This is a genomic window from Klebsiella planticola ATCC 33531 (assembly GCF_000735435.1).
GTDB classification, from domain to species: domain Bacteria; phylum Pseudomonadota; class Gammaproteobacteria; order Enterobacterales; family Enterobacteriaceae; genus Klebsiella; species Klebsiella planticola.
This window is the reverse complement of sequence record NZ_JMPP01000020.1, coordinates 1-19733: the sequence shown is the minus strand read 5'-3', so window position 1 is coordinate 19733 and position 19733 is coordinate 1. Positions and strand designations below refer to the sequence as shown.

18 protein-coding genes are annotated in these 19733 nt (G+C 59.0%); 11 read left to right on the top strand and 7 right to left on the bottom strand.

What is annotated here, in order from left to right:
- Both GRPL_RS15965 and mltB read right to left on the bottom strand, forming a co-directional pair.
- Positions 1 to 278, bottom strand: a 278-nt coding sequence (locus GRPL_RS15965; protein ID WP_162180073.1) for an ATP-binding cassette domain-containing protein, incomplete at its 3' end; no start/stop codon positions are given.
- A 201-nt stretch (positions 279 to 479) separates the two neighbouring features.
- On the bottom strand, positions 480 to 1553 hold the full coding sequence (gene mltB / locus GRPL_RS15970) for a lytic murein transglycosylase B (RefSeq protein WP_004866842.1): 1074 nt from the start codon (positions 1551 to 1553) through the stop codon (positions 480 to 482).
- Between the two features lie 298 nt (positions 1554 to 1851).
- Between mltB and srlA the strand changes: the two genes are divergently transcribed.
- The 7 genes from srlA to gutQ all read left to right on the top strand — a co-directional run bounded on the left by srlA (position 1852) and on the right by gutQ (position 6881).
- On the top strand, positions 1852 to 2415 hold the full coding sequence (srlA, locus tag GRPL_RS15975; protein ID WP_032691008.1) for a PTS glucitol/sorbitol transporter subunit IIC: 564 nt from the start codon (positions 1852 to 1854) through the stop codon (positions 2413 to 2415).
- The gene (gene srlE / locus GRPL_RS15980) at positions 2412 to 3389 is read left to right on the top strand and encodes a PTS glucitol/sorbitol transporter subunit IIB (RefSeq protein ID WP_032698956.1); all 978 of its coding nucleotides are present in this window, start codon (positions 2412 to 2414) and stop codon (positions 3387 to 3389) included. Before srlA ends, srlE begins: the two co-directional genes overlap by 4 nt.
- A 13-nt stretch (positions 3390 to 3402) precedes the next feature.
- Positions 3403 to 3765, top strand: a complete 363-nt coding sequence (gene srlB / locus GRPL_RS15985) for a PTS glucitol/sorbitol transporter subunit IIA (RefSeq protein ID WP_032691006.1) — start codon at positions 3403 to 3405, stop codon at positions 3763 to 3765.
- A 17-nt stretch (positions 3766 to 3782) separates the two neighbouring features.
- Positions 3783 to 4562, top strand: a complete 780-nt coding sequence (srlD, locus tag GRPL_RS15990) for a sorbitol-6-phosphate dehydrogenase (protein ID WP_032691005.1) — start codon at positions 3783 to 3785, stop codon at positions 4560 to 4562.
- A 156-nt stretch (positions 4563 to 4718) separates the two neighbouring features.
- A complete protein-coding gene (gutM, locus tag GRPL_RS15995; protein ID WP_032691004.1) occupies positions 4719 to 5078 on the top strand; it encodes a transcriptional regulator GutM in 360 nt (119 codons plus the stop codon).
- Positions 5079 to 5149: 71 nt separating this feature from the next.
- Positions 5150 to 5923 carry a glucitol operon DNA-binding transcriptional repressor SrlR gene (gene srlR, locus GRPL_RS16000; protein ID WP_032698955.1) on the top strand — a complete coding sequence of 258 codons (774 nt, stop codon included), beginning with the start codon at positions 5150 to 5152 and terminating at the stop codon, positions 5921 to 5923.
- The gene (gutQ, locus tag GRPL_RS16005; protein WP_015585883.1) at positions 5916 to 6881 is read left to right on the top strand and encodes an arabinose-5-phosphate isomerase GutQ; all 966 of its coding nucleotides are present in this window, start codon (positions 5916 to 5918) and stop codon (positions 6879 to 6881) included. The genes srlR and gutQ overlap by 8 nt, the downstream gene beginning before the upstream one ends.
- Here the strand turns inward: gutQ and norR are convergent.
- Entirely contained in the window at positions 6844 to 8388 is a 1545-nt protein-coding gene (gene norR / locus GRPL_RS16010; RefSeq protein WP_032698953.1) for a nitric oxide reductase transcriptional regulator NorR, read from the bottom strand. The genes gutQ and norR overlap by 38 nt on opposite strands.
- A 187-nt stretch (positions 8389 to 8575) precedes the next feature.
- Between norR and norV the strand changes: the two genes are divergently transcribed.
- Both norV and norW read left to right on the top strand, forming a co-directional pair.
- Entirely contained in the window at positions 8576 to 10024 is a 1449-nt protein-coding gene (norV, locus tag GRPL_RS16015) for an anaerobic nitric oxide reductase flavorubredoxin (RefSeq protein ID WP_032698951.1), read from the top strand.
- Entirely contained in the window at positions 10021 to 11154 is a 1134-nt protein-coding gene (gene norW / locus GRPL_RS16020) for an NADH:flavorubredoxin reductase NorW (RefSeq protein WP_032698949.1), read from the top strand. The genes norV and norW overlap by 4 nt, the downstream gene beginning before the upstream one ends.
- Before the next feature lie 318 nt (positions 11155 to 11472).
- Here the strand turns inward: norW and GRPL_RS16025 are convergent, their stop codons facing one another.
- The 4 genes from GRPL_RS16025 to GRPL_RS16040 all read right to left on the bottom strand — a co-directional run bounded on the left by GRPL_RS16025 (position 11473) and on the right by GRPL_RS16040 (position 16415).
- Positions 11473 to 12486, bottom strand: a complete 1014-nt coding sequence (locus GRPL_RS16025) for a HoxN/HupN/NixA family nickel/cobalt transporter (RefSeq protein WP_032698947.1) — start codon at positions 12484 to 12486, stop codon at positions 11473 to 11475.
- Positions 12483 to 14717, bottom strand: coding sequence for a carbamoyltransferase HypF (gene hypF / locus GRPL_RS16030; protein WP_032698946.1), 2235 nt, complete (start codon positions 14715 to 14717; stop codon positions 12483 to 12485). Before hypF ends, GRPL_RS16025 begins: the two co-directional genes overlap by 4 nt.
- A gap of 9 nt (positions 14718 to 14726) precedes the next feature.
- The gene (hydN, locus tag GRPL_RS16035; protein WP_032690996.1) at positions 14727 to 15254 is read right to left on the bottom strand and encodes an electron transport protein HydN; all 528 of its coding nucleotides are present in this window, start codon (positions 15252 to 15254) and stop codon (positions 14727 to 14729) included.
- 147 nt (positions 15255 to 15401) lie between these two features.
- Positions 15402 to 16415 (bottom strand): LacI family DNA-binding transcriptional regulator, encoded by a 1014-nt coding sequence (locus tag GRPL_RS16040; protein ID WP_032690995.1) that lies wholly within the window; start codon positions 16413 to 16415, stop codon positions 15402 to 15404.
- 266 nt (positions 16416 to 16681) lie between these two features.
- Here GRPL_RS16040 and ascF point away from each other — a divergent pair, with 266 nt between their 5' ends.
- Positions 16682 to 18124, top strand: a complete 1443-nt coding sequence (gene ascF, locus GRPL_RS16045; protein WP_032690994.1) for a PTS cellobiose/arbutin/salicin transporter subunit IIBC — start codon at positions 16682 to 16684, stop codon at positions 18122 to 18124.
- Positions 18125 to 18153: 29 nt separating this feature from the next.
- Entirely contained in the window at positions 18154 to 19578 is a 1425-nt protein-coding gene (locus GRPL_RS16050; protein ID WP_032696777.1) for a 6-phospho-beta-glucosidase, read from the top strand.
- Positions 19579 to 19733 lie beyond the last annotated feature (155 nt).

Below are 19733 nucleotides of genomic sequence, written 5' to 3'. Positions count from 1 at the left end.
AGCGGAAACTGCGATTCGAGGGCATGGCGCTGCGCCAGCCAGCCAATCACCGGACGCGATACCGTCCAGCGCAACCTGCCGCTGACCGGAGGAATAAAGCCGGCCAGCGTTTTCAACAGCGTTGATTTACCGCAGCCGTTCAGGCCGACAATGGCCGTCATACTGCCTGTCGCTATTACGCCGCTGAGGGCCGGCGTAATAGCCAGCTCTTCGTAACCGGCTACCAGATGATCGAGTTCAATCATGGCAGGGTTACCGCCCACCAGGTCGCCAGCCACAGGAGCGCCAGCAGCACACAGGCGATTCCTGCGCGTACCGCTGCGGATGTCATAAAAAGAGAAGTCACAGTCTTACCCAATCAATATGTTATAACGTAACAATATTAGATTGACGGAAAAATGTAAATCAGCGTCAACGGCGGGAAATGCTGCAAAATGTAACGGAACTCCCCTCATGACGAGGGGAGTATCGGGGAAAGGTTACTGTCCGCGGGCCTGAGAAACGGCCAGACCGAGCTGCCAGACGGCCATCGCGTAGTGGGTACTGTGGTTATAGCGGGTAATGGTGTAGAAGTTCGGCAGACCATACCAGTACTGGTAACCGGTACCGATATCCAGACGCAGCAGGCTGGCCTGCTGATGGTTGCCCAGCGGTTGCGTCGGCGTCAAGCCTGCCGCCGTAAGCTGCGAAATGCTGTAGTTGGTTTTGAAGCCATTCTCCAGGCCCGGCGCCTGACCCAGCGCCTGTACCGCAACCTGATCGCCGCTCACCCAGCCGTGCTGTTTGAAATAGTTCGCCACGCTGCCGATCGCGTCCACCGGATCCCACAGGTTAATGTGCCCGTCGCCATTGAAGTCCACCGCATACTGTTTATAAGAAGATGGCATAAACTGACCGTAACCCATTGCTCCGGCGAAAGAACCTTTCAGGTTTAACGGATCATCTTGCTCGCTGCGCGCCATCAGCAGGAAGGTTTCCAGCTCACCAGAAAAATAGTCGGCGCGACGCGGGTAGCTAAACGACAGCGTCGCCAGGGCGTCGAGAATGCGGGTTTTGCCCATCACGCGACCCCAGCGGGTTTCTACGCCAATAATCCCGACAATAATTTCCGGCGGCACGCCGTACACCTGCCAGGCGCGGTTCAGCGCATCCTGATACTGGTTCCAGAATACGACACCGTTCTGCACGTTATCCGGCGTAATAAACTGTTTTTTGTAACGCAGCCAGGCGCCGTTAGGCCCTGACGGCGGCAGTCCGCTCGGCGCCTGGCGGTCCATCAGGCGCAGGACGTAATCCAGGCGTTTCGCCTGCGAGAGGATCTCATGCAGTTGCTGTCTGTCGAAGCCATGCTTGCTCACCATTTTATCGATGAACTGCTCCGCCGCCGGGTTGTTAGCGAAATCGCCCCCCATCTCCATCACATTATGCTGCGGCTCCAGCAAAAAACCGCCGCCTCCCGCCGTCTGGGGTTCTGCGGTGGTTTTAGGTTTGCTGCTACAGGCAGCGAGGAGAACACACAGGGGAAGTAAAGCCAGATAGCGACGCTTCAACATGGGACATCCGTTTAACAAATTTGGCAAAGGATAATTATGGTAAAGCATGCGGCCGTCAACAAGGAAGCGGCAATGTATTTGCGGACAAAATAGTCCCGACAGCACCGCCCTTTCCGGTTCATTATCCGTCCGTTCACCTCCCCCTGGCCTCGGCTAATCTCCCTCTGAGCGCGCACAAACTTTCAAAATAAAATATTTACCTTTCATTTTGCGATCAATTTAACACTTTTAAATCTTTCAAAGTGATTAAAATGAGCTGCCAGTTAGCAAGAAAAATAACACTCTGAAGGAGAGAACAATGATTGAAGTCATTACCCACGGCGCCGAATGGTTTATCGGCCTGTTTCAGAAGGGAGGCGAGGTGTTTACCGGTATGGTCACCGGGATCCTGCCCCTGCTGATCAGTCTGCTGGTGATCATGAACGCGCTGATCAACTTTATCGGTCAGCAGCGGATCGAAAAGCTGGCGCAACGCTGCGCCGGCAATCCGATCTCACGCTATCTGCTGCTGCCCTGCATCGGCACCTTTGTGTTCTGTAACCCCATGACCCTGAGCCTCGGGCGCTTTATGCCCGAGAAGTACAAGCCCAGCTACTACGCGGCAGCCTCTTACAGCTGTCACTCTATGAATGGCCTGTTTCCCCATATCAACCCCGGCGAGCTGTTTGTCTATCTCGGGATTGCCAGCGGCCTGACCACGCTTGGCCTGCCGTTAGGTCCGCTGGCAGTGAGCTATCTGCTGGTGGGCCTGGTCACCAACTTCTTCCGCGGTTGGATCACCGATCTGACCACCTCGATTTTTGAGAAAAAAATGGGCATCCAGCTTGAGCAAAAAGTCCATCTTTCCGGAGCAACCTCATGACCCGTATTCGTATTGAAAAAGGCGCCAGCGGCTGGGGCGGCCCTCTTGAGCTGGACGCCGTTGTCGGTAAAAAGATCGTCTACATTACCGCCGGTACCCGCCCGGCAATCGTCGACAAGATCGCCAGTCTGACCGGCTGGCAGGCCGTCGACGGGTTTAAAGAAGGCGAGCCGCCGGAAGAGGAGATCGGCGTTGCCATTATCGACTGCGGCGGCACCTTACGCTGCGGCCTTTACCCGAAACGTCGTATCCCGACCGTCAATATCCACGCCACCGGCAAATCCGGCCCGCTGGCGCAATATATCGTCGAAGATATTTACGTCTCCGGGGTGAAAGAAGAGAACATTCGCCTGTTGACCCGCGACGGCACAGCGGCGCCAGAAGCGAAGCCGGGCCAGTCAGCCCCGCGGGATTACGATACCAGCAAAAAAATTACCGAGCAGAGCGATGGCCTGCTGGCGAAGGTCGGCATGGGAATGGGCTCCGTGGTGGCCGTGCTGTTCCAGTCCGGGCGCGACACCATCGACACGGTACTGAAAACCATCCTGCCGTTTATGGCTTTCGTCTCGGCGCTGATCGGCATCATCATGGCCTCCGGCATCGGTGACTGGATTGCCCACGGTCTGGCCCCGCTCGCCAGCCATCCTCTTGGCCTGGTCACGCTGGCCCTGATCTGCTCCTTCCCGCTGCTGTCGCCGTTCCTCGGCCCTGGTGCGGTTATCGCTCAGGTCATTGGCGTGCTGATCGGCGTGCAGATTGGCCTCGGCAATATTCCCCCGCACCTTGCGCTCCCCGCGCTGTTCGCCATTAACGCCCAGGCCGCCTGCGATTTTATTCCGGTTGGCCTGTCGCTTGCCGAAGCCCGTCAGGACACGGTACGCGTCGGCGTTCCTTCGGTGCTGGTGGGACGTTTTCTGACCGGTGCGCCAACGGTGCTGATCGCCTGGTTTGTGTCCGGATTTATTTACCAATAAGAGGTTCCTGAAGATGACCGTGATTTACCAGACCACGATTACGCGCATCGGCGCCAGCGCTACGCTGGCACTGGATGAGGAGATGCTGATTACCTTTCGCGAAGGCGCGCCGGCGGATATCGAGGAATATTGCTTTATTCACAATCACGGCGAGCTGTCCGGCACGCTGATGCCGGGCGCGGAGCTCCAGCTTGGCGAACAACGCTATCCGGTGACCGCCGTCGGCGATGTCGCCGAACAGAATCTGCGTGAGCTTGGCCATATCACGCTGCGCTTTGATGGCCATAGCGAAGCAGAGTTTCCGGGGACGGTCCACGTGTCTGGCCCCGTGCCGGACGCGATCGCACCCGGCTGTATATTGAAATTTGTTGCATGAGTTGTCAGGAGAAGACTATGAATCAGGTTGCTGTTGTCATCGGCGGTGGACAAACCTTAGGCGAGTTTCTGAGCCGGGGCCTTGCCGCTCAGGGGTATCGGGTTGCCGTTGTGGATATCCAAAGCGATAAAGCCACGCGCGTCGCGCAGGCTATCAACGACGAATATGGAGAAGGAATGGCATACGGCTTTGGCGCCGATGCCACCAGCGAGGCCAGCGTGATGGCCCTCGCCCGCGGCGTGGATGAAATATTCGCGCGGGTGGATCTGTTGGTGTATAGCGCCGGAATCGCCAAAGCGGCCTTTATCAGCGATTTCGCGCTCGGTGATTTTGACCGCTCGCTGCAGGTGAATCTGGTGGGCTACTTCCTCTGCGCTCGCGAATTTTCACGGCTGATGATTCGCGATGGGATCAAGGGGCGTATTATTCAGATCAACTCCAAATCCGGCAAAGTCGGCAGCAAGCATAATTCCGGCTATAGCGCAGCGAAGTTTGGCGGCGTCGGGCTGACCCAGTCGCTGGCGCTGGATCTGGCGGAATACGGCATTACCGTTCATGCATTGATGCTGGGCAACCTGCTGAAATCGCCGATGTTCCAGTCGCTGCTGCCGCAATATGCCAGCAAACTGGGTATTGCCGAGGACGAAGTCGAGCAGTATTACATCGACAAGGTGCCGCTGAAACGCGGCTGCGACTATCAGGATGTCCTGAACGTACTGATGTTTTATGCCAGCCCGCAGGCGTCTTACTGCACCGGACAGTCGATTAACATCACCGGCGGTCAGGTCATGTTTTAAACCCGGCGCGACCGGACCGGATGCCGTTTGTTCCCCGGTAGCGCTGCGCTGACCGGGCTACACGCCCGCAGAGATCTGCAGGTCCGTAGCCCGGTCAGGCGCAACGCGTCGCCTCCGGGAGAATTGACCCGAACCGCCCCCCCTCAGGAGACTTTTATGGTTAGTGCACTGATTACCGTCGCCGCGATCGCCTGGCTGGCACAACTGGCGCTTGGCGGCTGGCAGATTCGCCAGTTTAATCGCGCCTTTGACCGACTTTGCCAGCAGGGGCGGGTCGGCGTCGGGCGTTCATCGGGCCGCTTCAAACCGCGCGCGATCGTCGCCATCGCCTTTGACGACCACGATCGCGTCAGCGATACGCTGCTGATGCGAGGAGTGACCGTTTTCGCCCGCCCGCAAAAAATCCCCGCGATAAAGGGGCAATATCGTGAGGAATTGCGACCAGATATGATCTTTCCCCAGGATCCGCTCTGTCAGAATGCACTATCATTAGCGCTTAAACCGAAACATGTATAATTTCGTTGTAAAAGTAAATATCTTGCGAAATTATCACTTCGAAACTTAACGCAGGATAGGATACTACCGCTATGAAACCACGTCAGCGCCAGGCAGCCATTGTTGAGCACCTGCAAGCGCAGGGTAAATGCTCGGTTGAAGAGCTGGCGCAACACTTCGACACCACCGGCACCACCATACGCAAGGATCTGGTGATCCTCGAAAATGCCGGCACCGTTATTCGCACCTACGGTGGCGTGGTCCTCAACAAAGATGAGCCCGACCCACCCATCGATCATAAGACGCTCATTAACACCCATAAAAAAGCGCTGATCGCCGAAACAGCGGTGCACTACATCCACGATGGCGATTCGATCATCCTCGATGCCGGCAGCACGGTGCTGCAGATGGTGCCGCTGCTCAGCCACTTCAATAACATCACGGTCATGACCAACAGCCTGCATATCGTCAACGCCCTCTCCGAACTGGATAATGAACAAACGATCCTGATGCCCGGCGGCACCTTCCGTAAAAAATCGGCCTCCTTTCACGGACAGCTGGCGGAAAATGCCTTCGAGCAGTTCAGCTTCGACAAACTGTTTATGGGTACCGACGGCATCGACCTGAACGCCGGCGTGACGACCTTCAACGAGGTTTATACCGTCAGTAAAGCGATGTGCAATGCCGCCAGAGAAGTGATCCTGATGGCCGACTCATCAAAGTTTGGCCGTAAGAGCCCGAACATCGTCTGCGGCCTCGAGCGCGTGGATAAGCTGATTACCGATGCCGGTATTGACCCGACATTCCAGCGGGCGCTGGAAAAGAAAGGCATCGAAGTGATTATTACTGGAGAAGAACATGAGTAACTTTCTGTTAGAAGCCGGACGCCAGACCCTGATGCTGGAGCTACAGGAGGCCAGCCGCCTGCCTGAACGCCTGGGCGACGACTTCATCCGCGCGGCGGAAACCATCATCCACTGCGAAGGGAAACTGGTGGTCTCCGGTATCGGTAAATCAGGCCATATTGGCAAAAAACTGGCGGCCACTTTCGCCAGTACCGGCACCCCGGCCTTTTTCGTCCATCCGGCGGAAGCGCTGCACGGCGACCTCGGGATGCTTGATGGTCGTGACGTGATGCTGTTTATCTCCTACTCCGGCAGCGCCAAAGAGCTGGATCTCATCGTCCCGCGTCTGGAAGAAAAAGGGATCCCGCTGCTGGCGATGACCGGAAAATCGCAATCCCCGCTGGCGCTGGCGGCAAAAGCGGTACTGGATATCGCCGTCGAACGCGAAGCCTGCCCGATGCATCTGGCCCCCACTTCCAGCACCGTCAACACCCTGATGCTCGGCGACGCGCTGGCGATGGCGGTCATGCAGGCCCGCGGTTTCAATGAAGAAGACTTCGCCCGTTCACACCCCGCCGGCGCCCTCGGCGCGCGGCTGCTGAACAAAGTTCACCATCTGATGCGCCGCGATGACGATGTCCCACGCGTCGACCTTGATACCCGCGTGATGGACGCGATGCTGGAGTTAAGTCGTACCGGGCTGGGTCTGGTCGCGGTCTGCGATGCGCAAAACCGCGTGCAGGGCGTCTTCACCGATGGCGACCTGCGCCGCTGGCTGGTCGGCGGCGGGACGCTCAACGATGCCGTTGCCCAGGCGATGACCCGCAACGGCGTCACCCTGCAGGCGGAAAGCCGCGCGGTCGAAGCCAAAGAGCGGCTGATGAAGCACAAAATCAGCGCCGCCCCGGTGGTCGACGAAAACGGCCTTCTGGTTGGAGCGATTAACCTGCAGAACTTCTATCAGGCCGGGATTCTTTAAGCCCCAGACGTTTCGCCAGCCGGTGCAGGTTGGCGACATCCAGCGCCAGCGCGCGGGCGGCAGCGGCCCAGTTGCGATGGTTATCCGCTAACGCGCGGGAAATCGCCTCGCGCTGGAATGCCTCAGTCGCCGCGCGCAGATTGATCGCCTGCATCGGCACCGCCGATGTCGCGGCGGGCAGTCCGGGCGCGTCGACGGCAAACTGAAAATGCGTCGGATCCAGCCGCACCTCATCGCCAGCCTGCGTCGCCCGCGCCAGCACTACCGCGCGATGAATCGCATGTTCCAGCTCGCGCACGTTGCCAGGCCACGGCCAACTGCGCAGACTTGCCCGCGTGGCGTCGCTCAACACCACCTGCGCCAGCCCCATCCGCAAACGACACTGTTCGCAGAAATATCCAGCTAACAGCACCACGTCATCGTCACGATCGCGCAGCGCCGGCACCGAGAGCGGAAACACGCTCAGGCGATGATAGAGATCGGCGCGAAAACGGCCGGCAATCACCTCCTGGCGCAGATCGCGGTTGGTGGCCGCCAGTACCCGCACGTCAACCCTCAGGCTGCGATCGTCGCCCACGCGTTGGATATCGCCATACTGCAATACGCGCAGCAGCTTGGCCTGCAGCGCCAGCGACAGCTCACCAATCTCATCAAGAAACAGGGTCCCGTTATCGGCCATTTCAAACTTGCCGCTGCGGTGGCTGATAGCCCCGGTAAACGCCCCTTTCACATGTCCGAACAGCTCGCTTTCGGCCACGCTCTCCGGCAGCGCCGCACAGTTCAGATAGATCAGCGGATTGGCCGCCCGCGGCGACCCCTGGTGGACCGCTTTCGCCACCAGCTCTTTGCCGGTGCCTGTTTCGCCGCTAATCAGCACGTTCAAATCCGACGCGGCGACGATATCAATCTCTTTTTTCAGCTGCTGTATCGGCGCCGACAGGCCGATAATCTCCTGGCGGTCGGGGGGCGTATAGCTCGCGCTCGCCTCCGGCAGCACGTTCTGATTTTCGAGGCGGGCAATGAGCAGCGCGTTATTCAGCGCTCCTGCCACCAGCGCGGCAATCAGCCGTAGCTCCTCATCGCTGAAGCTATCGAAACGGTCGGCGTCCATACCGTCGAGGGTCAATGCGCCTATCAGGGTTTGTCCGGCAAACAGCGGCAGCCCCACGCAGGCGTGGACCTTGAGGCTCTCCTGGCCGGGAATCAGTCCGTCATAAGGGTCGGGCAGATCGCTGTCCGCCGGGAAGCGGACGACATCCCCCGCGCGAGCAATCGCCTCCAGCCGCGGGTGCCCGGCCAGCGCAAAGCGTCGCCCCAGCACATCCTGCGCCAGTCCGTCGATAGCCAGCGGCACAAACTGATGAGCGTCGTAGCGCAGCAGCGCCGAGGCATCGCATCCCAGCACCTGCCGCAGGGTGGCTATCAGACGCGAGAATCGATCGGCGTGACCAATATCGCTTTGTAAATCAATGGCGATTTTCGCCAGTACCTCTACGGAAAAGCTCATTGCAGCCTCATTGTCGTTTTGACAGTGATTATTGTCATAACGACTATTTTAACCATTGTCATTTTGACAGCAATCAGTTTAAGCAAAAACACATAATATATTTAAAATCAATCAATTAAAAAGTTGGCACGTAACTTGATATAAGCAACTCATCTTATTTGAACACGCTGAATTAATTGAGGTTGCTATGTCTATTCTGGTTAAAAATAATATTCATTGGGTTGGCCAACGTGACTGGGAAGTGCGTGATTTTCACGGCACCGAATACAAAACGCTGCGCGGCAGCAGCTATAACAGCTATCTCATCCGTGAAGAGAAAAATGTGCTGATTGATACCGTCGATCATAAATTCAGCCGCGAGTTTGTGCAGAACCTGCGTAGCGAGATCGATCTTGCCGATATTGACTACATCGTGATTAACCACGCGGAAGAAGACCATGCCGGTGCGCTAACCGAGCTGATGAACAGTATCCCGGATACTCCGATTTACTGCACCGCCAACGCCATTGACTCCATAACCGGCCATCACCATCACCCGGAGTGGAACTTTAACGTGGTGAAAACCGGCGACAGCCTCGACATCGGCAATGGCAAGCAGCTGATCTTCGTCGAAACGCCAATGTTGCACTGGCCGGACAGCATGATGACCTACATGACCGGCGACGCGGTACTGTTCAGCAACGACGCCTTCGGCCAACACTACTGCGACGAGCACCTGTTTAATGACGAAGTCGATCAGACCGAGCTGTTCGAACAGTGCCAGCGCTACTACGCCAATATCCTGACGCCGTTCAGCCGCCTGGTGACGCCAAAAATCACCGAAATCCTCGGCTTCAACCTGCCGGTCGACATGATAGCCACCTCCCACGGCGTGGTCTGGCGCGACAATCCGACGCAAATCGTCGAGCTGTACCTGAAATGGGCGGCGGATTATCAGGAAGATCGCATCACTCTCTTCTACGACACCATGTCCAACAACACCCGCATGATGGCCGATGCCATCGCCCAGGGAATTACCGACGTGGACCCGCGCGTAGCGGTAAAAATCTTTAACGTCGCCCGCAGCGACAAAAACGAAATTCTGACCAACGTCTTCCGCTCAAAAGGGGTGCTGGTGGGGACCTCGACCATGAACAACGTGATGATGCCGAAAATCGCCGGCCTGGTGGAGGAGATGACCGGCCTGCGTTTTCGCAATAAGCGCGCCAGCGCCTTCGGCTCTCACGGCTGGAGCGGCGGTGCGGTCGATCGCCTGTCCACCCGTTTACAGGATGCCGGTTTTGAAATGTCGCTGAGCCTGAAGGCCAAATGGCGCCCGGACCTCGACGCGCTGGAGCTGTGCCGCGAACACGGCCGTGAAATTGCCCGCCAGTGGGCGCTCTCGCCGCTGCCGGTCGCCGCAGCACAAAGCGCGTCGGAACAGGAAAACTGCGCTTGTGCCGCCGCTGCGGCAGCCGATCTCGGCCCGTCGATGCAGTGCAGCGTCTGCCAGTGGGTTTACGATCCGGCGACAGGCGAGCCGAACCAGGATGTCCAGCCGGGGACGCCGTGGAGCGAGGTCCCGGATAACTTCCTGTGCCCGGAATGCTCTCTCGGTAAAGAGGTATTTGATGTCCTGGCAACGGAGGCGGTATGAGCGATGGTATCGTGATCATCGGCTCGGGCTTTGCGGCCCGTCAACTGGTGAAAAATATTCGTAAGCAGGATACGCACATTCCGCTGACGCTGATCGCTGCCGACAGCATGGATGAGTACAACAAACCGGATCTCAGCCACGTCATCAGCCGCGGTCAGAATGCCGAGGATCTGACCCTGCAAACCGCCGGGGAGTTTGCCGAACAGTATAACCTGCGCCTGTTCCCCCACGTCCGGGTGAGCAATATCGACGCCGAGGCCAAAGTGGTCAAAAGCCAGGATCGCGAGTGGCGCTACGACAAGCTGGTGCTGGCGACCGGCGCCGCGCCGTTTATTCCGCCGGTACCCGGGCATGAGCTGATGCTGACCCTCAACAGCCAACGCGAATACGGCGCCGCGCAGAGTCAGCTCCACGATGCGCAACGCGTGCTGATCGTCGGCGGCGGCCTGATTGGCTGCGAGCTGGCGATGGACTTCTGCCGCGCCGGAAAGGCGGTGACGGTAGTCGATAACTCCGCCAGCGTGCTCTCAGCGTTGATGCCGCCGGAGGTCAGCAGCCGCCTGCAGCATCGGTTAACCGATATGGGCGTACACCTGATGCTGAAAACCCAGCTTGCAGGGCTGGAGCAAACCGCCGACGGCATTCGCGTCAGCCTCGACCACCAGCGCAGCGTCACCGTCGATGCGGTGGTTGTCGCCGCCGGTCTACGCCCGGAAACGGCGTTGGCGCGCCATGCCGGGTTGCTGATTCGTCGTGGCGTGGTGGTGAATAGCCGGCTGCAAACCAGCGATCCGGCAATTTACGCCCTCGGCGACTGCGCGGAAATCAATGGCAGCGTCCTGCCATTTCTGCAGCCGATTTTACTGAGCGCGATGTGCCTCGCTAAAAACCTGCTGTCGCAGGCGAGCGAACTGACGCTGCCGCCGATGCTGGTGAAGGTGAAAACCCCGGATCTGCCGCTGCATCTGGCCGGAGATACGCGGCGCGAAGACCTAACGTGGAATATCGTTGCCGCCAACGACGGCCTGGTGGCTAAAGGCGTGGATGCGGAGAACCAGCTGCGTGCTTTTGTGGTCAGCGAGGAGCGAATGAAAGAGGCCTTTGCATTGCTCAAACAATTGGTACGTTAAGCTGCCCGAACGGGCGTTATTCCCGGGTGGCGGCGTAAACGCCTTACCCGGGCTACAGATTCTGCGCCGGTATTTTGCCGGGCGCCGCGACGCTTACCCGGGCTACAGATTCTGCGTCGGTATTTTGCCGGGCGGCGCGACGCCTACCCGGGCTACAGATTCTGCGCCGGTATTTTGCCGGGTGGCACGACGCTTACCCGGCCTGCCGTTTGGCATTCGTCCCGTAGGCCCGCGCAAGCGCAGCGCCGCCGGGCAGCATGCCATCCGACCTCAGGTAGCCCAGCTAAGCGCAGCGCGAGCCAGGACGATATCCCCGACCTACTGCGCCAGGTTATCGTATCCGCGCCAGCGGTAATTGAGCACCGACAGCACCCAGCAGGCGACAAACAGCCCGATAACCACAAAACCGGCGTCGCCGAGATTATCGTTCAGCGCGCCGACCCAGCGCCATAGCCCACCGCTGAGCGAAAACTTGTCCATCAGCAGCCCCAGCGCTTCCAGACCACCGATAAATAACGCCACCACCACCGACGTACCGGTAATGGTCATATTGTAATAGAGCTTGCGCTGCGGTTTGCTAAACGCCCAGCCGTAGGCGCCGACCATCAGCACATTATCGAGGGTATCCACCAGCGCCATGCCGCTGGCAAACAGCGCCGGAAAGACCATGATCGACCAGATGGACATGCCGCTTGACGCGCTGGCGGCAGAAATCCCCAGCACGCCGATCTCTGTCGCGGTATCAAAACCGAGGCCGAACAAAAGGCCGACCAGGTACATCTGCCAGCTGCGACTAATCAGGCGGAAGGTTTTACCGAACAGCCAGCTCATCATGCCGCCGCCGGCCGCCACCTCATCGCTCACCTTGCCGCCTCTCTTCCACGCGCGAAAACTGCGCCAGACGCTGCGTAAAATCACCAGGTTGATAAACGCCATCAGCAATAAAAACAGCGCCGAGATCGCTGTGCCAATCACGCTGCCGGTATCGTGAAGCCAGTTCATCTGCTGGCCGAAAGCGGTGGCGGTCGCGGCAATCGCCGCCGAAGCCAGCACCACAATCGACGAGTGGCCAAACGAGAACCAGGCTCCGACGGCAAAAGGCCGCCGCCCCTGTTGCATCATTTTGCGGGTGACGCTGTCGATCGCCGCGATATGGTCGGCATCGACCGCATGGCGCAATCCGTACCCCCAGGCCAGCAGACTCGCCGCCATCAGCGCGCCGCTATCGCCAAACGCCTGCCAGGCCCAACCCCAGGCGAGCAGATTTGCCACAATCAGTCCCAGCACCAGCGCAGCGGCACGCGGCTGCTGGCGTAAAATTGTCACGATCATGATGATATCCTGTGAGCCTGCCGACGAGCCGCGGCCACGACCGCCTGACCAAACGCGATTGCCCCATCTCCGGCAGGTAGCTGCTGCGGAAACAGCAGAGTAAAATCCGCCAGATAAAAGGTCAATCGTGAGACCAGCAGCCGGTTATGCAACACGCCGCCGCTGAATGCCAACGTAGTCATCCCGCGCGACGTTGCACAATCGCGCGCCATCTCTGCCACTCCGCGGGCCAGCGCATCGTGAAAAGCCCAGGCTTTTTGTTCACGGCTCGCCCGCCACCCCAGCCACTGCGGCCAGAACGCGGCCAGATCCAGCTCCCCCGCCTGCCACGGCAGGCGAACAGGATGCGCAACGCCATCGCAGGCGGTGGCCAACGCCTCCAGCCGGCAGGCCGCCTCCCCCTCATAGCTCAGGCTATCCGGCGCGCAGCCCAGCGCGCAGGCCACCGCATCGAACAGGCGCCCGCAGGATGACGCCTTCGGCGCATTCATTCCCCGCTCAATAGCCCGCGCCAGCAGCGGCCAGTTGTGCTGGCGCAGCGCCGCGGTTTGCGCATCGTTTTGCCAGTCGTCAACGTAGGCCAGGCAGTGGGCCAGCAAATTACGCCACGGTTGACGAGCCGCCAGATCGCCGCCGGGGAGCGCCACCGCCGGCAGTCCGCCCAGGCGTTCGCACTGCCGGTAATTCACCCGCAGGCACTCGCCGCCCCACAGCGCGCCGTTTTCCCCCATGCCGATACCGTCGAGGACCACGGCAATCACATCGCCGCTATCCAGCGGCCAGCCGTGTTCCGCCAGGCAGGCGGCGGCATGAGCATGGTGATGCAGGACGCGCTCAACCGGCAGCGCCAACGAGGCCGCCCACTGCGTCGAACGGTAGCCCGGATGCGCATCGCTGACCACCAGACTGGGGGTAAAGCCATAAACCGCCTGCATCAGACGCCGCGCCTGATGCCACTGCTGTTCTACGCCTTCATCGCCGAGGTCGCCGAAGTGCTGACTCACTACCGCCTGCTCTCCGCGCGCCAGACAAAAGGTATTTTTCATATCGGCGCCGAGGCACAGCAGCGGCGGCACGTCGTGAAACCCCGGCGGTAACGGCATTGCGTCAGGCACATAGCCCCGCGAACGCCGTAGCATTTCACCACTTTGCCGCATCACCGAGTCGTCCATCCGCTGCACGATGTCGCGGTTGTGCAGCAGAAAGCCATCGGCAATCCCGGCCAAATCGCGCAGCGCATCGGCGTTGGCGATCGCCGGCGGCCGCCCGCTCAGGTTGCCGGAGGTCATCACCAGAGGGCGCGCCAACGCCTGCAAAACCAGATGCTGCAACGGATTAGATGGCAGCATCACCCCCACTTCACTCAGCGCTGGCGCAATGTCGTCACACAGGCCATCGACCTGCGATTTCTCTATCAATACGATGGGCGCCGCGGGTGAAGTCAGTAACGCCTGCGCCGCTTCCGCCAGGCCATCCGCCGCCGGCAGCATCACCGCCAGCGGCTTTGCCGGACGATGTTTGCGTGCGCGTAACGCCGCCACCGCGCGCGGATTGCCGGCATCGCACACCAGATGAAAACCGCCCACGCCCTTGATGGCGACAATCTGCCCGGCCTGTAGCTGATGAATCGCCGCCTGCAATGCCGCTTCTCCGACCAGCGACTCGCCTTGCGCGCGCCACTCCAGACGCGGGCCGCAGTCGGCGCAGGCTACCGGCTGAGCATGAAAACGTCGGTCGCCAGGGTGGCGGTACTCGGCCTCGCAGCGCGGACAGAGTGGAAAAGGAGCCATCGAGGTAAAGGGGCGGTCATAGGGCATCGCGCGAATAATGGTGAAACGCGGCCCACAGTGAGTACAGTTAATAAACGGGTAGCGATAGCGGCGCTCCTGCGGATTGTTCATCTCCGCCAGGCACGCCGGGCAGGTGGCCGCATCGGGCACAATCTGGGTACGCATACTTCCGCCGCCGCTTTCGCGGATGGCGAAATCCTGCGGCGGCGTACGCCAGTGAAACGGCCGGGTTTCCACGCTGTCGATACGCGCCAGCGGCGGGCAGCGGCGGGTCAGCGCGGCGAGAAACGCCGCCTCATCGCCCAACAGGCGCACCAGTACGCCGTCACCGTCGTTACATACGTCGCCGCAGCGAGCTGACTGCTGCGCCAGCTGCCAGACAAAGGGGCGGAAGCCCACCCCCTGCACTTTACCGCGAATGCGAATCTGCACCCCGTTCATCGTGCCGCCTTACCAGGCCAGCGCCGTACGACGACGTTTTTCGATATTCATCTGCTCAAGCTTATTGCGGTCCACGCAAATCAGCGCATGCGTCGGGCAGGCCTCTATACAGGCGGGGCCCTCCTCCCGGTGATGGCAAAGATCGCATTTATTGGCTTCCGCTTTTTCCGCCATCACGTTCAGCCCGGCACCGCTATGACGAATCACCGGACGCACCACCACCTCCATCGCGCCGTACGGACAGGCCACCACGCAGGTTTTGCAGCCGATGCAGCGCTCCTGCATCACGTGAATAAAGCCTTTATCCCTGGCGATCGCGCCGTTCGGACAGACGTTGGCGCACGGCGCGTCTTCACATTGGCGGCAGGCGGTCGCCGTCGAGACGTTGACGCCTTTGATCACATGGATACGCGGTAAGAAGGATTTTGGCGTCAGCGCGGCGCAGTCCTGATTTTCCTGATGAGAGACCACGCAGGCCACTTCACAGGTGCGGCAGCCGATGCATTTGCTCGCGTCGGCAATAATGAAACGGTTCATCCATTTCTCCAGCAGTAAGAAGGTTACGCGGCGGAGTATGCATAATACGTTCCAACTTTTATCGCACTGATAATAAAGGAAATTAATCACATATAGGCGGGGAACAGATTCTGTCATCGTCACATCTGACGATGACAGATGACGACGTCAGGCGAACGGTCCCGGGGCAATAGAGTCACGTTCAAGCAGCTCGCCGGGGAAGGTTTGCTGATATTTTAAATCACCGCCGTCGAGCATAAAGATCAGTCGGTTAATGCTCTCCTTGATCATCTCCGTCACCGGTATCTTGACGCTGGAGAGCGCCGGAACCATATACGGCGCCAGCACGATATCATCGAAGCCGATGACCGAGACCTGTTGCGGAATCCGCACGCCCTGCTGATGTAGCTGCTTCATCGCGCCAATTGCCATGTCGTCATTGCTCGCCACCAGCGCACTGTAACGGGCATCGCGCTGACGCAGCGTCTCTACGCCAGCAGCGCCGCTTTCCGGGGTCCATTTGCCCTCAACGATCAGGTCATTATGCAGCGAAATCCCGTGTTTCGTCAGCGCATCTTTATAGCCGGAAAGGCGTTCAATCCCGGTAGGCGAATCCAGCGAGCCGGTGATAAACGCGATATCACGATGGCCGCGGGCAATCAGTTTTTCGACCGCCGTAAACGCCGAGGCTTTTTGATCGGACCAGACGCAGTGGCTGGCGTTGCGCCGCAGTCGGCGGTTGAGCACCATAATCGGCTGCGGCTGGTTTTCTACGATTTCATCCATTTCATCAACGCTGAGAAAACGCGGATAGATGATAATGGCATCGCAGCGCAGGTCGAGCAGGTACTGGATCGCCTCGCGCTCTTCTTCCGCGCTGTGCTTGCCGTCGGCCAGAATCAGCTGCCGCCCCTTGTCTTCCGTCATCCGCGCAACGTGAAACAACAACTCGCTAAAATAGACCCCGTGATAAAGGGTGTTGGTCACCACCAGCCCCAGCGTCTGGCTCTTTTTGGTAGCCAGATTACGCGCCAGCAGATTGGGCCGGTAGCCGCTTTCCGCTACGGCCTGAAATACGCGATCTTTCGTTTCCTGGCTGACATAGCCGTTGCCCGACAGTACCCGGGAAACGGTCGCCTTCGATACTCCCGCGCGTTTCGCCACCTCCAGCATCGTTGCCATGTTGTTCTTCCTGTTGCAAAAGATGCCCGCAGTGTACTGCACGCCTCGCCGTTTTACAGCTTTGACTCGCGCGCAGCGCAGATTCTTTTTCATTTCACATAGCGATCAAAATCACAAAAATTAAAAATGATTTTTTTAGCTCTTGTTAGAACAAATGAAACTCATCATGATTTTGTGGAACCGGTTTCCTATATATCCCTGATAGCGCACGATCCTCAGGTGCGATAACTAGCCAGTACCCTATTGATTAAACAGGATAAAATCCGATGTCTAAAAATTACGCAGCCCTGGCAAAGCAAATTCTGACGGCAACAGGCGGGGCGGATAACATCACGGCAGTCACCCACTGTATGACCCGTCTGCGTTTTGTGGTCAAAGATGATGCGCGGGTGGACAGCGCCGCGCTGAAAAGCCTGAAAGGCGTGCTTGGCGTGGTGCGCAGCGACAATCAGTGTCAGGTGATCATCGGCAATACGGTATCGCAGGCGTTTCGCGAAGTGGTCAACCTGCTGCCGGACAATATGCGCCCCGCGGAACCTCAGGGAAAACCGCCGCTGACGTTAAAACGTATCGGCGCCGGGATCCTCGATGCGCTGATCGGCACCATGTCACCGCTGATCCCTGCCATCATCGGCGGATCGATGGTCAAACTGCTGGCGATGATCCTCGAGATGAGCGGCGTCCTGCCTAAAGGTTCGCCCACGCTGACCATTTTGACCGTTATCGGCGACGGCGCCTTTTTCTTCCTGCCGCTGATGGTCGCCGCCTCTGCGGCGGTAAAATTCAAAACCAATATGTCGCTGGCGATTGCCATTGCCGGGGTGCTGGTCCATCCGAGCTTTATTGAGCTGATGGCAAAAGCGGCCCAGGGTGAGCACGTCGAGTTCGCCTTTATTCCGGTGACGGCGGTGAAATACACCTATACCGTCATTCCGGCGCTGGTGATGACCTGGTGCCTGTCATATATCGAACGCTGGGTCGATCGCATTACTCCGGCGGTGACGAAAAACTTCCTCAAGCCGATGCTGATCGTGCTGATCGCCGCTCCGCTGGCGATCCTGCTGATAGGGCCGCTCGGGATCTGGATCGGCAGCGCCATCTCCGCGCTGGTGTACACCATTCATAGCTATCTGGGCTGGCTGTCGGTGGCCATTATGGGCGCCCTGTGGCCGCTGCTGGTGATGACCGGGATGCACCGCGTTTTCACCCCGACCATTATTCAGACCATTGCGGAAACCGGTAAAGAAGGGATGGTGATGCCGTCAGAAATCGGCGCCAACCTGTCGCTGGGCGGCTCATCGCTGGCGGTAGCCTGGAAAACTAAAAATCCGGAGCTGCGTCAGACTGCGCTGGCGGCCGCGGCCTCCGCCATTCTGGCCGGTATCTCCGAACCGGCGCTGTACGGTGTCGCGGTGCGGCTCAAACGTCCGCTCATCGCCAGCCTGATCAGCGGCTTCATCTGCGGTGCGGTGGCCGGTATTGCCGGGCTTGCCAGCCACTCGATGGCGGCGCCGGGCCTGTTCACCAGCGTCCAGTTCTTTGACCCGGCTAACCCGATGTCTATCGTCTGGGTCTTCGGCGTGATGGCGCTGGCGGTGGTGCTCTCATTCGTACTGACGCTGCTGCTCGGCTTTGAAGATATCCCGGTAGAAGAGGCCGCAGCCGATGCCAGAGCGCGCCAGACCACGACCCGACCATCACACGTCTGAACACTATTTTTTTGCAAGCGAGGTAACGCATGTCGACTTTTCCACACGGGTTTTTATGGGGCGGCGCGCTGGCCGCAAACCAGTCTGAAGGGGGGTATCTCGAGGGCGGCAAAGGGCTGACCACCGTGGATACGCTGCCCCACGGCGCGAACCGCATGCCGGTTAAGCTCGGGCTGGAGAAGCGTTTTCAGCTGCGTGACGATGAATTTTACCCGAGCCACGAGGCCATCGATTTTTATCATCGCTACAAAGAAGATATCGCCCTGATGGCGGAGATGGGCTTTAGCGTCTTTCGCACCTCAATTGCCTGGAGCCGCCTGTATCCCAACGGCGATGAGCTGGAGCCGAATCAAGAAGGGATCGCCTTTTATCGCTCGCTGTTTGAAGAGTGCAAAAAGTACGGGATTGAGCCGCTGGTAACCCTTTGCCACTTCGATGTGCCGATGCATCTGGTCATTGAATACGGTTCATGGCGCAATCGTAAAATGGTGGAGTTCTTTACCCGCTACGCCCGCACCTGCTTTGAAGCCTTCGACGGGCTGGTGAAATACTGGCTCACCTTCAACGAAATCAACATCATGCTCCATAGTCCCTACTCCGGCGCCGGGTTGGTGTTTGAAGAGGGAGAGAACCAGGAGCAGGTGAAGTACCAGGCGGCTCACCACGAGCTGGTGGCCAGCGCGCTGGCCACCCAAATCGCCCACGAGGTTAACCCGCTCAACCAGGTCGGCTGTATGCTGGCGGGCGGCAATTTTTATCCCTGGTCCTGTAAGCCGGAAGATGTGTGGATGGCGCTGGAAAAGGACCGGGAGAACCTGTTCTTTATCGATGTTCAGGCTCGCGGCGCCTACCCGGTATGGGCAGCGCGGGTATTCCGCGAAAAAGGGGTCGTGATCGCCAAAGAGCCGGGCGATGACGAGATTCTCAAGCATACCGTGGATTTTGTCTCTTTCAGCTATTACGCCTCGCGCTGTGCCTCAGCAGAGATGAATGCGCATAACACCAACGCTGCCAATATCGTTAAATCACTGAAGAACCCGCATATTCAGGCCAGTGAATGGGGCTGGGGCATTGACCCGCTCGGCCTGCGCATCACGATGAATATGATGTATGACCGCTATCAGAAGCCGCTGTTCCTGGTGGAAAACGGCCTCGGCGCCCGCGACGAGATTGATGGCAACGGCGAGATTCACGATGACTATCGCATCAGCTATTTGCGCGAGCATATCAAAGCGATGCGCGATGCTATCGAGGACGGGATCCCGGTAATGGGCTACACCAGCTGGGGCTGTATCGATCTGGTTTCTGCCTCAACCGGCGAGATGAGCAAGCGCTACGGCTTTGTCTATGTCGATCGCGATGATGCCGGTAACGGCACGCTGGAGCGCAAGCGTAAAAAATCGTTCTGGTGGTACAAGAAGGTGATTGCCAGCAACGGCGAAGACCTCGAGTAGCGCGTATTGCCGGGCGGCGCTGCGCTTGCACCGGCCTACAAGACCGTAGGCCCGGTAAGCCAGGAGCCCGGACAGGTGCGCGGCACCGCCTGCGGAAATTCGCCGGGGCGCTGCGCTTGCAGCAGCCTACAAGACCGTAGGCCCGGTAAGCCAGG